Source organism: Actinotalea ferrariae CF5-4, assembly GCF_000603945.1.
In the GTDB taxonomy this organism is placed as follows: Bacteria; Actinomycetota; Actinomycetes; order Actinomycetales; family Cellulomonadaceae; genus Actinotalea; species Actinotalea ferrariae.
The window spans coordinates 1-14,243 of the sequence record NZ_AXCW01000063.1 but is presented as its reverse complement, the minus strand read 5'-3'; the positions used below and the strand labels follow the sequence as shown (position 1 = coordinate 14,243).

Annotated in this window: 11 protein-coding genes and 1 pseudogene; 10 read left to right on the top strand and 2 right to left on the bottom strand. The window is 72.4% G+C overall.

The window, feature by feature from the left end; translation table 11 throughout:
* The 4 genes from N866_RS07755 to N866_RS07740 form a co-directional block, all read left to right on the top strand.
* The coding region (locus tag N866_RS07755) for an outer membrane protein assembly factor BamB family protein (RefSeq protein ID WP_162177302.1) at positions 1–635 on the top strand (635 nt) is incomplete at its 5' end.
* A gap of 352 nt (positions 636–987) precedes the next feature.
* Positions 988–2,835 carry an ABC transporter family substrate-binding protein gene (locus N866_RS07750; protein WP_034224963.1) on the top strand — a complete coding sequence of 616 codons (1,848 nt, stop codon included), beginning with the start codon at positions 988–990 and terminating at the stop codon, positions 2,833–2,835.
* Positions 2,836–3,142: 307 nt separating this feature from the next.
* Positions 3,143–4,678: an ABC transporter permease gene (locus N866_RS07745; protein ID WP_034224976.1), complete on the top strand. Its 1,536-nt coding sequence runs from the start codon at positions 3,143–3,145 to the stop codon at positions 4,676–4,678.
* The gene (locus N866_RS07740; RefSeq protein WP_034224962.1) at positions 4,675–5,712 is read left to right on the top strand and encodes an ABC transporter permease; all 1,038 of its coding nucleotides are present in this window, start codon (positions 4,675–4,677) and stop codon (positions 5,710–5,712) included. The genes N866_RS07745 and N866_RS07740 overlap by 4 nt, the downstream gene beginning before the upstream one ends.
* Positions 5,713–5,832: 120 nt before the next feature.
* Here N866_RS07740 and N866_RS07735 read toward each other — a convergent pair whose 3' ends face one another.
* Complete coding sequence (locus N866_RS07735) at positions 5,833–6,447, bottom strand: PH domain-containing protein (protein WP_245612431.1); 615 nt, start codon at positions 6,445–6,447, stop codon at positions 5,833–5,835.
* 103 nt (positions 6,448–6,550) lie between these two features.
* Here N866_RS07735 and N866_RS07730 point away from each other — a divergent pair, with 103 nt between their 5' ends.
* The 5 genes from N866_RS07730 to N866_RS07710 all read left to right on the top strand — a co-directional run bounded on the left by N866_RS07730 (position 6,551) and on the right by N866_RS07710 (position 13,777).
* Positions 6,551–8,386 carry an ABC transporter ATP-binding protein gene (locus N866_RS07730; protein ID WP_081802440.1) on the top strand — a complete coding sequence of 612 codons (1,836 nt, stop codon included), beginning with the start codon at positions 6,551–6,553 and terminating at the stop codon, positions 8,384–8,386.
* Positions 8,387–8,634: 248 nt separating this feature from the next.
* A complete protein-coding gene (typA, locus tag N866_RS07725) occupies positions 8,635–10,545 on the top strand; it encodes a translational GTPase TypA (protein ID WP_034224961.1) in 1,911 nt (636 codons plus the stop codon).
* Positions 10,546–10,559: 14 nt separating this feature from the next.
* A complete protein-coding gene (locus N866_RS07720; protein WP_052022566.1) occupies positions 10,560–11,510 on the top strand; it encodes a PIG-L family deacetylase in 951 nt (316 codons plus the stop codon).
* Positions 11,511–11,519: 9 nt separating this feature from the next.
* Positions 11,520–11,942: a hypothetical protein gene (locus N866_RS07715; protein WP_034224960.1), complete on the top strand. Its 423-nt coding sequence runs from the start codon at positions 11,520–11,522 to the stop codon at positions 11,940–11,942.
* A gap of 41 nt (positions 11,943–11,983) precedes the next feature.
* Positions 11,984–13,777: a VanW family protein gene (locus N866_RS07710; protein ID WP_052022564.1), complete on the top strand. Its 1,794-nt coding sequence runs from the start codon at positions 11,984–11,986 to the stop codon at positions 13,775–13,777.
* A gap of 31 nt (positions 13,778–13,808) precedes the next feature.
* Here N866_RS07710 and N866_RS07705 read toward each other — a convergent pair whose 3' ends face one another.
* Entirely contained in the window at positions 13,809–14,042 is a 234-nt protein-coding gene (locus tag N866_RS07705) for a putative acetyltransferase (RefSeq protein WP_034224959.1), read from the bottom strand.
* Between the two features lie 90 nt (positions 14,043–14,132).
* On the opposite strand from N866_RS07705, the pseudogene N866_RS07700 reads away from it, so the two are divergent.
* A pseudogene (locus tag N866_RS07700) lies at positions 14,133–14,243 on the top strand (ferredoxin); the annotation flags it as partial.

Sequence of the window (14,243 nt, the reverse complement as noted above, 5' to 3'; positions counted from 1 at the left end):
CCGTGCTCGACGCCGCGGACGGCGCGGTCGTGGTCCCGCTCCGGGCGGCGCCGGAGGCCGGCCGGCCGGCCCGCGTCGTCGTCTCCACGGTGGGCGCCGTGGTGTGGGACGGGGCGGGGGAGGGGACCTGGTCCGACCGGGCCGGGGCGTCGCGGGTGCGCCTGGCGGGCGAACCGGTCGAGGAGCTCGCGGACGACGGCTCGGCGCCCGAGGTGGTCCTGCTCGACAGGGCCGGCAGGCTCACGGCCGTCGAGGTCCCGGGTGGGGCGGTCCTGTGGGAACGGCCGGTCCGGCCATGGCGGACCGTGGCGCGGGTGGCCGGAGGGCTCGTCGTGCTCGAGCCGGGGGTGCTGGTCCAGGTGGACGCCAGGACGGGGGAGGAGTCGTGGGTCCGGCCGGTCACGGCCGGGGACGCCGGGGGAGAGCCGCCGGCGGGGTCCTTGCTGCTGGACGCCCGGCGGGTCCTGCTGGGCGACGTGCTGGGGGGGCCGTCGGTCGTCCGGCTCGCCGACGGGGTGCAGCTGTGGGCGGCGGTGCCGGGTCCGGCGGGCACTCTGCGGGAGGGCACGGGAGACGTGGCGGTGGCCGCCGAGGGGCGCGGCGCGACCTCGTTCTGGGCTGTGGAGCCGCCCTGATCTCAGCACTCGGCACGGAACGTTCCGATGTGCTAGCACGCGGGAGAACGCGGTTCGACGACGGATCGTGTCGTCGAACCGGCCGGAGACCGGCGATATCGGCGGTGCGGGCGCGTCGCCTGCGCGGCGTGCGGCTTCCCGACCTGCACGCATGTCTCACTTCCCGAGACGTACCACCCAGTATCGAAGTGGTAACGATCCGGCTTCCGGGTGATGACGTGTCCCAGATGCCGGAATATCCGGGGGTAGGCTCCCCGCCATCCATCGGTGGATGTCCTGGGGGACGCGGCCATGGGGCCAGCCGGCCCCGCGCCGGCTCCGGGTCTCCGCCGCATCCTTGTCAGGAGGAAATGTGAAGCTGAGGCGAATCGGTGCCACCGGTGCCATCGTCGCGACGGGCGCGCTTGTGCTGAGCGCGTGCGCCACGCCCACCCAGGAGGCCGAGAACCCCATCGAGGAGTCGACCTCGATGTCGATCGGCTGGAACCAGCCGTTCTACGCGCAGAACAACCTCACCTCGACGGGCAACGCGACCACGAACGCGAACGTCCTGTACCTCACGCAGAGCTCGTTCAACTACTACGACGGCGACCTGAACCTCGCGAAGAACGAGGACTTCGGGACGTACGAGGTGGTCAGCGAGGACCCCTTCACCGTCGAGTACACGATCAACGAGGGCGTCACCTGGTCCGACGGCACCCCCGTCGACGCCGCTGACGTCCTGCTGTGGTGGGGCGCCCAGAACGACTCCTTCGACAACGTCGAGCCGGAGTACGACGAAGAGGGCAACATCTCCAACCAGGACGCCATCGACGCGGGCGTCTACTTCGACTCCTCCTCCGTCGCGATGGGCCTCATCACCGAGGCGCCGGAGATCAGCGAGGACGGTCGCACGATCACCTTCGTGTACGACACGCCGCGCTCGGACTGGGAGATCTCCATCCAGCCGTCGCCGATCGCCGCGCACGCGCTGGCGGGCGTGGCCCTCGAGGTCGAGGACCCGGCCGAGGGCAAGCAGCGCGTCATCGACGCGTTCACCGAGAGCGTCACCGAGGACCTCTCCCCGATGGCGAAGGCCTGGAACGAGTCCTTCAACTTCACCTCGCTGCCCGAGGACGAGCGCCTCTTCCTCTCCTCCGGCGCGTACGTCATGACCGAGTACGTCGAGAACCAGTACCTCACGCTGCAGCTGCGCGAGGACTACGACTGGGGCCCGATCCCGACGATCGACGAGATCACGATCCGCTACTCCGAGGACCCGCTGGCCTCGGTCACGGCACTGCAGAACGGTGAGGTCGACCTCATCCAGCCGCAGTCCTCGGTGGACGTCCTCGCGACGCTCGACGGCATCGACGGCGTCCAGTACACGACGCAGGCCGAGGGCACGTACGAGCACGTCGACGTGATCTTCAACAACGGCGGCCCGTTCGACCCCGCCGCCTACGGTGGCGACGCCGAGAAGGCCCGCGCCGTGCGCCAGGCCTTCCTCCTGTCGATCCCCCGCGAGGAGATCATCGAGAAGCTCATCAAGCCACTCCAGGAGGACGCCGAGATGCGCAACTCGCACACCGTCGTCCCGGGCTCGCCCGCGTACGACGAGGTCGTCGCCGCGAACGGCTCCGACTTCTACACCCAGGGTGACGAGGCGAACCGCCAGGCGGCCATCGCGCTGCTGCAGGAGGCCGGCGTCACGACGCCGATCGACGTGCGGTTCCTCTACGGTGCCTCGAACGTCCGCCGGGCGAACGAGTACCAGCTCATCCAGGCCTCGGCCTCGCAGGTCGGCTTCAACGTCATCGACGAGGGCGACGACAACTGGGGCTCGCGCCTGACGGACACGGCGTCGTACGACGCGTCGCTGTTCGGCTGGCAGTCGACCAACACGTTCGCGCTCAACTCCGAGGCGAACTACGTCACCGGCGGTCTGAACAACTTCGGTGGCTTCTCCGACCCGGACATCGACGCGTGGTACGCCGAGATGGCCACCAACACGGACCCGGAGCGCGAGACCGAGCTGACGATCCTCATCGAGGAGCGTCTGAACGAGCAGGGCTTCTCGGTCCCGATCTTCCAGTTCCCGGGCGTCGTCGCATGGCGCGACACCCTCCAGAACGTCAAGACGATCCCGCTGTCGCCGACGATCTTCTGGAACTACTGGGAGTGGGAGATCGGCGCTGCCGACGAGGCCGCCGAGGAGTGAGCTCCCGCACCAGCTGATCGGCGTCGCCTGACGCCGTGACGACGCACCACCCGGTGGGGTACCGCGGTCCGCGACTGCGGTACCCCACCGGCGTTCCCGGGGCGGCTCGACGCCGCCCGCCCGGGGGGACCCCTGGACCGTCCCGATCCCTCGACGGTCCTGTAGCCTCCCCGAGACCACGACATATCTCTCCAGCGAGGTCCACCACCCCATGGCTACCTCTACACGCGTCGACGGCGACGCAGCCGTGTCGGCCGTCCCGGTCAGCGCCGGCAGCCCGCGCGCACGGCTCCGGGCCAGCGCCCCGATGATCACCTTCATCGGTCGCCGCCTGCTGTCCTCCGCCGTCGTCCTCCTCGGCGCGACGTTCATCGTCTACATGCTGCTGGCGTACAGCCTCGACTTCCTGCAGGACCTGCGGACGAGCACGGCGCCCAACAAGGAGCAGCTCATCCAGGCGCGGATCGACCTGCTGGACCTCGACGTCCCGCCGCCGCTGCGCTACCTCTCGTGGCTCGGCGGTGTCGCCGGCTGCGCGATCGGCCGCTGCGACCTCGGCGGCAGCTGGGTCACCGGGCAGGCGACGCCGGACCTGCTGGCGACGGCCATCCCGTCCTCGCTGCAGCTCATGTCCGTCGCGGTCGTCCTCGCGATCCTCCTCGGCGTCACGGTCGGCATCACGTCGGCGCTGCGTCAGTACACCGGCTTCGACTACGGCGTCACCTTCGGGTCCTTCCTGCTGTACTCGCTGCCCTCCTTCTGGGTCGCGGTGCTGCTCAAGCTCTGGGGCGCCATCGGGTTCAACGACTTCCTCGCCGACCCGACGCTGTCCTGGCCGACGATCCTGGCCATCGCCGTGGTCGCGGGGCTGATCTGGCAGGCCGTCATCGCGGGCGACCGACGTCGTCGCGCGCTCACGTTCGCCGTCTCCGCGGTCGCCACCGGCGCCGTCGTGTGGTTCGTGACGGCGACCGGCTGGCTCAACGACCCGAGCCTCGGGCCCGTCGTCATCGCGCTCCTCGGAGCCGGCGCGGCCGTGGCGATCACCGCCCTGGCCGCCGGCCTGCGCAACCGTCGCGCGCTGTGGTCCACGCTGACCGTCGTGGGCATCGGTGCCCTGCTCTGGTACCCGCTGCAGTTCCTCTTCCCGTACGCGACCGGGCTCATGATCGCCGGACTCGCGGTCGTCACCGTCGGTGTCGGCGTCCTCGTCGGGTTCCTGTACGGCGGCCCCGACCGGGGGCAGTCCATGCGCGCCGCGGGCATCACGGCGTTCGTCGTCGGCTTCCTCATCTTCGTCGACCGCGTCATGGCGGTCTGGGAGCCCTACAACAACAGCAGCCGCGTCAGCGGCCGGCCCATCGCCACGATCGGCGCGCAGACACCGGGCCTCGGCGGGGACTACTGGGTGCGGACGCTCGACACGTTCACGCACCTCCTGCTGCCGACCATCGCGCTGACGCTCATCTCCTTCGCGGCGTACACGCGGTACTCCCGCGCCAGCCTCCTGGAGGTGATGAACCAGGACTACATCCGCACGGCGCGCGCCAAGGGGCTGCCCGAGCGGGTCGTGACGATGCGCCACGCGTTCCGCAACGCGCTCATCCCGCTGGCCACGATCATCCCGCTCGACATCGCCGCCCTCTTCGGTGGCGCGATCATCACCGAGCGGATCTTCGCGTGGAGCGGCATGGGCACGCTGTTCCTCAAGGCGCTGGAGAACCGGGACATCGACGTCGTGATGGGCTACTTCCTCGTCATCGGGACGATGCTCGTGCTCGCCAACATCATCGTCGACTTCATCTACGCCGCTCTCGACCCCAGGATCCGGGTGAACGCATGACCACCCCCGTGCCTCAGACGCCCGACACGACGGTCCACCACGACCCCGTCCAGAACACCGAGAACGCGATCGAGCTCAAGGAGGTCGAGGGCCTCTCGCAGGGCCGCATCGTCCTGCGGCGGTTCGTCCGCCACCGGGGCGCGATGGTCGCGTCCTTCGCGCTCCTGGGCATCATCGTCCTCGTCACCACCTCCATCGGGTGGGGCCCGGTCCCGGGCTGGTGGCAGTGGGGCCCCAACCAGCTGACGCCGGTCGTCAACCCCGGCGGCTCCCCGACCATGGGCATGCAGGACGGCGGCTTCCAGATCGGTCCGCACCCGTTCGGCCAGGACAACATCGGCCAGGACGTGTTCGCCCGCGTCATGCGGGGGACCCAGATCTCCCTGATGGTCATGGTCGTCATCGGCCTGGTCGCCACGTCGATCGGCATCCTCATGGGCGCCGCGGCCGGCTTCCTGCGCGGTCGGGTGGACAACATCCTCATGCGCTTCACCGACATGGTCATCACCATCCCGGTGATCGTCATCGGCGCGATCCTCGGTGCCCGGTTCGGCCAGGCTACCCCGGTGGTCCTCGCGGTCGCCCTGGCGCTGGTCACATGGACGTCGATGGCACGTCTCGTGCGGGGCGAGTTCCTGTCCCTGCGCGAGCGGGAGTTCGTCGACGCCGCGCGGGTCGCGGGGGCGAGCAACGTGCGGATCATGTTCAAGCACATGCTGCCGAACGCCGTCGGCGTGATCATCGTCAACACGACGCTGCTCATGGCCTCCGCGATCCTGCTCGAGACGGCACTGAGCTACCTCGGCTTCGGGATCCGGTTCCCCAACGTCTCGCTCGGCACCCTCATCAGCGAGTACCAGACCGCGTTCAACACCCGGCCGTGGCTGTTCTGGTGGCCCGGTCTGTTCATCGTCGCCATCGCGCTGTGCGTCAACTTCATCGGTGACGGGCTGCGAGACGCGTTCGACCCGCGTCAGCGCCGCATCCCGTCCCAGCGGAAGATGAATAGCGCGCAGCGGAAGGCGAAGGCCTGACCGGTGGGGCGCCCCCAGGCGTCCGTCCGTCCGTCGCGCACCACCGCGCCACGGACGGGTCCGCGTCCCCTGACCTCGCCGCGCCGACGGCCGGCGCGCCGTCCGGCGTCGGGCGTCCAGTCAGAGCAGCCGGGGCGTCAGCACCGCGAGAGCGGTGAGGCCGGCCAGCAGCAGGCCGGGCAGCACGTGCCAGGTCACCTCGGGACGGTCGCGCTCCAGCCGCGGTTCATCGAGGTGCCCCGCGTCGCGCAGCTGGTCCAGGCAGCGTCGGATGTACGCGGCCGCGTCACCGGAGGCGGTCCCGGCGAGGTCTCCCGGTCGCAGGCCGCCACCGATGTAGGAGGACTCCGGCAGGTACCGGGTGTCCTCCGGCGTGGCGCGGACCGTCGTGCTGCGGCTCGGGGCGGGAGCCGCCCATGCGGCGTAGGTGCCGTAGGCCGTCTCCACGGTGAGGGCGTACTTCGTGTCCACGCGCTGCACGGCCGGCCAGGGCAGGCGGACGGTGCGGGTCACGTTGCGCAGCTCCACCCCGGCGGCGTCCACCACCACGGCGGGGCGTCCGTAGAAGGCCCAGACGCCCGTGGCCACCAGCGCCAGCACGGGTGCCCAGCGCAGGGCGGCCACCGTGTCCTCCACGGCGATGGCCACCAAGGTGACCACGCAGACCACCGCCGCCACCACGGTCAGCACCTGGCCGAAGCGGGCACGGAACTCCACCGGTTCGTCGCTCGTCACCCCCACATCGTCCCACCACCGCCGGCGGCACAGGCCGCCGCCGACCACCGCGAGGGCACCGGCGAACCCGGTGCCACCCCGCACGAAAGGACACGGATCTCCCGTGGTTGCTGACCAGTCCACCCCGACCAAGGCGCCCATCCTCGAGGTCCGAGACCTGACGGTCGAGTTCTTCGTGGAGGGCGAGTGGTTCCCCGCTGCCGTGGACATGCACTACGACGTGCACGCGGGCGAGGTCCTCGCGATCGTCGGCGAGTCGGGCTCCGGCAAGACGCAGTCGTCGATGTCCCTCATCGGCCTGCTCCCGCAGAACGGCCGCGCGACGGGGAGCGCCAAGCTCGCCGGTCGTGAGCTCGTGGGGCTCAGCCACAAGCAGCTGTCCTCGGTCCGCGGCAAGGAGGTCGCGGTCATCTTCCAGGAGCCGATGACCGCGCTGAACCCCGTCTACACGATCGGGTTCCAGATCATCGAGACGCTGCGCGTCCACTTCGACATGGGTCCGCGCGCCGCTCGTGAGCGGGCGATCGAGCTGCTCCGCCTCGTCGACATCCCCGAGCCGACGCGCTCCGTGGACAAGTACCCGCACCAGCTCTCCGGTGGCCAGCGGCAGCGGGCGATGATCGCCCAGGCGCTGGCGTGCGACCCCAAGCTCCTCATCGCCGACGAGCCGACCACGGCCCTCGACGTGACCGTGCAGGCCGAGATCCTCAAGCTGCTGCGGGACCTGCGCAGCCGGATCGACTCCGGGATCATCCTCATCACCCACGACATGGGCGTCGTCGCGGACCTGTCCGACCGCGTCCTGGTGATGCAGAACGGCCACGTCGTGGAGCGGGGGACCGCGGAGGAGATCTTCTACCGGCCGCAGCACCCCTACACCCTGCAGCTGCTCCAGGCGGTGCCGCACCTCGGCCGCGCGGACGAGGCGGGCGTGCTGCAGGACGCCCCGATGGAGGGCCCGGAGGGGACCGGCGCGACCGCCGGGACGCCCGCGGCGACCACCAGCCCCGTCGAGATCCCGACCACCCCCCTGCCCGAGGGTGTCCCGGCCCTCGAGGCGGTCGACATGGTGCTGGAGTACCCCGGCCGCGGTCGGGTCCCGGCGTTCCGGGCCGTCGACGAGATCTCCTTCACCATCGGCAAGGGCGAGGTCGTGGGCCTCGTCGGTGAGTCCGGGTCCGGCAAGACGACCGTCGGCCGCGCCGTCGTCGGCCTGCTGCCGGTGACCGGGGGCTCCCTCACGGTCGCCGGGACGGAGATGAAGGGGATCGGCGCCAAGGCCCTGCGCGACGTGCGTCGGGACGTCTCGATCGTCTTCCAGGACCCGGGCTCCTCCCTCAACCCCCGGCTCCCCATCGGCGAGTCGATCGGCGAGCCGCTCAAGCTGCGCAAGCTGCTCAAGGGCGCCGCGCTGGACCGCCGCGTCGAGGAGCTGCTGGACCAGGTGCACCTGTCCCGCACGATGCGGAACCGGTACCCGCACGAGCTGTCCGGCGGCCAGCGGCAGCGCGTGGGCATCGCGCGCGCCCTCGCCCTGTCCCCGAAGCTGCTCGTCGCCGACGAGCCGACGTCGGCGCTCGACGTGTCGGTCCAGGCGAAGGTGCTGGACCTCTTCCAGGAGCTCCAGCGCGAGTACGGCTTCGCGTGCCTGTTCATCAGCCACGACCTCGCGGTCGTCGAGATCCTGTCGCGGCGCATCGCGGTGATGCACAAGGGCCGCATCGCGGAGCAGGGTCCGCGGGACCAGATCCTGCGCGCACCGACGGACGACTACACCCGCCGTCTCCTGGCGGCCGTCCCCGTGCCGGACCCGAACGAGCAGCGGCTCCGGCGTGAGGAGCGGGACCGCCTGCTCGAGCAGGAGCTCGTCCGCCAGGGCGTGCACAGCGCCACGGGCGAGGCCGGCGCGACGGCGGCAGGCTCCTCCGTCCGCTCCTGAGCGCATACCCGACGGCACACCCACGACGGCGCGTCCCCGACCCGGGGGCGCGCCGTCGTCGTCCCGGTGGGCAGGGCGGGCGGCTGGGCTCGTGGCCGTGGCTCGCGGCGGGTAGACTCGACCGCCGCCGTGCCTCGGTAGCACGTCGCTCCCGGCCCCGGTGGCATCCTGCCGTCCCGGGAGCGGAACCGGTCCCGCGGACCGGGCCCGCGCCGTCGCCCCCGCCCCCTCACGAGACGAGTACCCGCATGCCTGTGCGCTCCGACCTCCGGAACGTCGCCATCGTCGCCCACGTCGACCACGGGAAGACCACCCTGGTCGACGCCATGCTCTGGCAGGCGGGTGCGTTCGGCGCGCACGCCCACGTCGACGAACGGGCGATGGACTCCGGGGACCTCGAGCGCGAGAAGGGCATCACGATCCTCGCCAAGAACACGGCCGTGCGGTACCGCGGCCCGTCGGCGGCGGCTGCGGGTGAGCCCGACGGCGTGACGATCAACGTCATCGACACCCCCGGTCACGCGGACTTCGGCGGCGAGGTGGAGCGTGGGCTGTCGATGGTCGACGGCGTCCTGCTCCTCGTGGACGCGAGCGAGGGTCCGCTCCCGCAGACCCGCTTCGTCCTGCGCAAGGCGCTGGAGGCGAAGCTGCCCGTGGTGCTCGTCGTCAACAAGGTCGACCGGCCCGACTCGCGCATCGAGGAGGTCGTCCACGAGGCCACCGACCTGCTCCTGGGACTGGCGAGCGACCTGCACGAGGACGTGCCGGACCTCGACCTCGACTCGATCCTCGACGTGCCGGTCGTCTACGCGGCGGCGAAGGCCGGGCGCGCGTCCCTGCACCAGCCGGCCGACGGCTCGCTGCCCGACTCGCCGGACCTCGAGCCGCTGTTCGCGACGATCCTCGAGAAGATCCCCGCGCCCACCTACGACGAGGGTGCCCCCCTCCAGGCGCACGTCACCAACCTCGACGCCTCGCCGTTCCTGGGGCGCCTGGCCCTGCTGCGCGTCTTCAACGGGACGATCCGCAAGGGCCAGACCGTCGCCTGGGCGCGCGCGGACGGCACCCTGCAGAACGTCCGCATCACCGAGCTGCTGGAGACGAAGGCGCTCGAGCGGGTCCCCACGCAGGAGGCCGGACCGGGCGACATCGTGGCCGTCGCGGGCATCGCCGACATCACCATCGGTGAGACGCTCACCGATCCCGAGGACCCCCGCCCGCTGCCCCTCATCACGGTCGACGACCCGGCCATCTCGATGACCGTCGGCATCAACACCTCCCCGCTGGCCGGCAAGGGCGGCAAGGGCCACAAGGTGACCGCGCGGCAGGTCAAGGACCGCCTCGACGCGGAGCTGGTCGGCAACGTCTCGCTGCGGGTGCTGCCGACCGAGCGCCCGGACGCCTGGGAGGTGCAGGGCCGCGGCGAGCTGGCGCTGGCGATCCTCGTCGAGCAGATGCGCCGCGAGGGCTTCGAGCTCACCGTCGGCAAGCCCCAGGTCGTCACCCGGGTCGTCGACGGCAAGGTGCACGAGCCCATGGAGCACATGACCATCGACGTGCCGGAGGAGTACCTCGGCTCCGTCACGCAGCTCCTCGCCCAGCGCAAGGGCCGCATGGAGACGATGAGCAACCACGGCACGGGCTGGGTCCGGATGGAGTTCATGGTCCCGGCGCGCGGCCTCATCGGCTTCCGCACGCAGTTCCTCACCGAGACGCGCGGCACCGGGATCGCGTCCTCGCTCGCCCACGGCTACGAGCCCTGGGCCGGGCCGATCGAGACCCGCACGACGGGCTCGCTCGTCGCCGACCGGGCCGGGAAGGTCACGCCCTTCGCGATGATCAACCTGCAGGAGCGCGGCTCGTTCTTCGTCGAGCCGACGCAGGAGGTGTACGAGGGCCAGGTCGTCGGGGAGAACTCCCGCAACGAGGACATGGACGTCAACATCACCAAGGAGAAGAAGCTCACGAACATGCGGTCCTCCACGGCCGACTCGTTCGAGAACCTCGTGCCGCCGCGCAAGCTCACGCTGGAGGAGTCCCTGGAGTTCGCCCGCGAGGACGAGTGCGTCGAGGTGACCCCGGAGATCATCCGGATCCGCAAGGTGGTCCTGGACCAGACCGACCGGGCTCGCCTGACCGCCCGGGCCAAGCGCGCCTGACGAGCGGGCTCGCGGTGGTCCATGACGGCCGGACGGGTTCCGCGGGCCTGCTCGCGGTCCACGCCCACCCCGACGACGAGACGCTGTCCAACGGCGCGCTGCTCGCCACCTGGGCGGCCGCCGGTGGACCGGTCACCGTGGTGACCTGCACGCGCGGCGAGCAGGGCGAGGTGATCCCCGCCGACCTGCGACACCTCGAGGGCGACGGTCCGGCGCTGGCCGCGCACCGCGAGGGCGAGCTCGCGGCGGCGCTGCGGGCCTTGGGGGTGCGCGACCACGTCTTCCTCGACCAGGTCCCGCACCCGGGGTCCGGCACAGCGCGCTTCGCCGACTCCGGCATGGCCTGGGCGGCCGCCGGCCGCGCCACCGCCGCGGACGACGTGCCGGCCGACGCGTTCGTCCGGGTGTCCCTGGACGACGCGGCGGGCCGGCTCACCGACGTCATCCGGTCGCGGCGGCCCGACGTCGTCGTCGGCTACGAGCCGGGTGGCGGCTACGGGCACCCGGACCACGTGCGGGCCCACGAGGTGCTGCACCGCGCGGTCGAGCTGGCCGCGGGGGCGGAGGCCGACCGGTGGGAGGTCCCCGTCGTCCTGTGGACGGTGGTGGAGGAGGAGCCGTGGGGGGCCGCGCTGGCGGAGCTGCGCACCCGCCACGGTGGGGGGAGCGCGGGGCTGACGGTGGTGGACGCGACCGCCCGGCCGTCCGCGGTCGTGGTCGGCCCCGTCGACCTGCGGGTCCCCGTGGCGCCCGTGCTGGACCGCGTCCTGGCCGCGCTCGGTGCGCACGTGACGCAGGTGCAGGGCGTCGGCAGGGAGCCGGGGGAGGGCGCCGCCGTCGCGCGCCTCGCCCTCAGCGACGCCGTGCTCCAGCCGGTGCTCGCCCACGAGTCGTACGTGCTCGCCCGCGGTCGTGCCGACGGGGTGGCCTGGCCGGCGGGCGTGCACCCCGTCGGGCGCCGGTAGCCTGACGCCGTGCCCGACGCCGGACCTCCCGCACCGCCCCTGCTCTCCGGCAGGGCGCTCCTCCGCCTGCTCGGGACCGGACTGCTCGGCCTCGTCGTCGGGGTCGTGGGCACGAGCGTGCACCGCGCCGAGCCGCCGTGGGGCCTCGTCCTCGCGCTCCTGTGCGTCCTGTCGGCCGGGGTGCTCGCGCGCGCCTGGACCGGGTGGGCCGGCATGCTCGCGGTGGCGCTCGGCGTCTTCGCCGCGGTGAGCCTGCTCGGCGGACCCGGGCCGGGCGGCGACGTCCTCGTCGCCCTCCAGCCCCTCGGCGTCGTCTGGTACGCCGGAGCCCTCACGGTCGCCCTCGTCGCGCTCCTGCCGCGGCGGTGGTTCTCCGACGAGCCCCGCGCCGCCCCGGAGCGGCGGCGTCCCGCTGTCAGCCCCGCGCCGTAGACTCCGCCCGCACACGCGCGCAGGCAGGGGAAGGCAGGAGCATGTCGAAGCAGACCGACCAGCAGGCCCGGGTCGGTGGTGGCTCGCCCATGGACGCCTTCCCCGACGAGCCGGCCCGCCGCTCGTGGCCGCGCGCTGTCGCGATCGTCGCGGCCGTCCTCGTCGTCGTCGCCGCCGCCTATGTCGGCGCTCTCTGGGCGTGGGGCGACACCGTCCCCCGGGGCACGACCGTCGCCGGAGTCGCGATCGGCGGGCTCTCGTCGCAGGAGGCGGAGGAGCGGCTGACGGCCGACCTCGGCCCCGCGACGCAGGACCCGATCCCGGTCGCCGTCGGCGAGCGACGCACGACCGTCGACCCGGCGACCGCCGGGCTGGAGCTCGACGTCCCCGCCACCGTCGACGGCCTGACGGGCTTCAGCCTCGCCCCGTCCAGGCTCTGGCAGCACCTCGCCGGCGTCGGCGAGGCGGACGCGGTGACCCGCGTGGACGAGGACGCCCTCGGCCGGGCCGTCGAGGACCTGGACGTCTCCCTCGGCACCGCCCCCGTCGACGCGACGCTGGGCTTCGTCGACGGCCAGCCGAGCGCCACCCCGGCCGCCGCGGGCACCGAGCTGGACGCGGAGGCCGCCCGGGAGGTGCTCTCCGAGCAGTGGCTCACCGCGGCGCGCCCCGTCGAGCTCCCCAGCCGCCCGGTGGAGCCGACCGTCACCGACGACGACGTCCAGCGCGCCCTCACGGGTCTGGCCCGGCCGCTCGTCGACGCCCCCGTGGCCGTGAGCGTCGCCGGTCAGCTCGCGGAGCTGCCCGTGGACGTGCTCGCCGCGACCGCCACCTTCGTCGTCACCGAGGACGGCGACCTGGAGCTGGAGATGGACGGCGAGGCGCTGTCCGAGGCGGTCCTGGCGCGGACGACGAACCTGCTCACGCCCGCGACGGACGCCTCGTTCGCGTTCGAGGGCGGCGTCCCGGTCATCGTGCCGGGCGTGGCCGGGTCGTCCATCGACCCGCAGGCCCTCGCCGAGGGCGTGATCGCGGCCGGGACGGGCCGCGACGAGGACCGCACCGTCGAGGTCGAGCTGGTCCAGGTGGACCCGGCCCAGTCGACCGCGGCGCTGGAGCAGCTCGGCGTCACCACCAAGGTCTCGGAGTTCTCCACGCCGGTGACGTCCGACGCCGACCGCACGCACAACCTCGTCGTCGGGGCGAGCAAGGTCAACGGCACGCTCATCCGGCCCGGCGAGGTCTTCTCGCTGACCGACACGCTCGCCCCGATCACCCCGGCCGGTGGCTACCGGGAGGCGGGCGTGGTCGTCAACGGCGTGCTCACCGACGGCGTCGGGGGCGGGCTGTCCCAGATGGGCACGACGGTCTACAACGCCGGGTTCTTCGCCGGGCTCGAGGACGTCGAGCACCGGCCGCACTCCTACTGGTTCAGCAGGTACCCGGAGGGCCGGGAGGCGACCATCTACGAGGGCGTCCTGGACGTCAAGATCGGGAACAACACGCCCTACGGCGTCCTGCTCCAGTCGTGGGTCGCCGACGGGCGCCTGTGGGTGGCGGCGTGGAGCACCCCGCACTGGGAGGTCCAGCACTCGACCTCGGGTCGGTCCGAGGTGGTGCAGCCGACGACCGTGTACTCCACCGCGCCGGACTGCATCGCCCAGGCGGCCGGTAACCCGGGGTTCCGGGTGACCGTGACGCGCCGTCTGCTGCTCCAGGGCGAGGTGCAGTCCGAGGAGTCCGACACGTGGCGCTACCAGCCGCAGAACGCCGTCGTCTGCGGCCCGGCGCCCGGGACCGAGCCCGCGCCGGCGCCCACCCCGCCCCCGGGCTGAGGCCGGCGCCCCGGGCCGAGGTGCGCCGTCGTCAGCCGCCGCGCAGGTGCCGGGGGAGCGGCGGCGGCGGGACCACCTTGCCCAGGACGATGTCCGCCGCCGGCACGGTCACCTCGCCCCGTCGCGTCCGCACGCGCACGCCCTCGGGCCCGGTCTCGAGCAGGTCGCCCAGCACGTCCGACAGGCCGCCCTCGGCCAGCCGACGCCGCACCACGACACGGACACCCGGCGGCCAGGCGGTCCACGGTGCCGACTCCTGGGTCACCTGAGGGATACTAGGTGCGCAGACGCCCGCGCCCCGTGCCGGGGCGGTCCGCCCCCCGTCACCCGACGCCAGTCGAAGGGATCGCCACTCGTGACCTACGTGATCGCCCAGCCCTGTGTGGACGTGAAGGACAAGGCCTGCATCGAGGAGTGCCCTGTCGACTGCATCTACGAGGGGAAGCGCTCGCTCTACATCCACCCC

Coding starts and splice junctions, on each gene's coding strand:
- N866_RS07745 (WP_034224976.1), top strand. CDS start 3,143: ATGATCACCTTCATCGGTCGCCGCCTGCTGTCCTCCGCCGTCGTCCTC.
- N866_RS07710 (WP_052022564.1), top strand. CDS start 11,984: ATGTCGAAGCAGACCGACCAGCAGGCCCGGGTCGGTGGTGGCTCGCCC.
- typA (WP_034224961.1), top strand. CDS start 8,635: ATGCCTGTGCGCTCCGACCTCCGGAACGTCGCCATCGTCGCCCACGTC.
- N866_RS07740 (WP_034224962.1), top strand. CDS start 4,675: ATGACCACCCCCGTGCCTCAGACGCCCGACACGACGGTCCACCACGAC.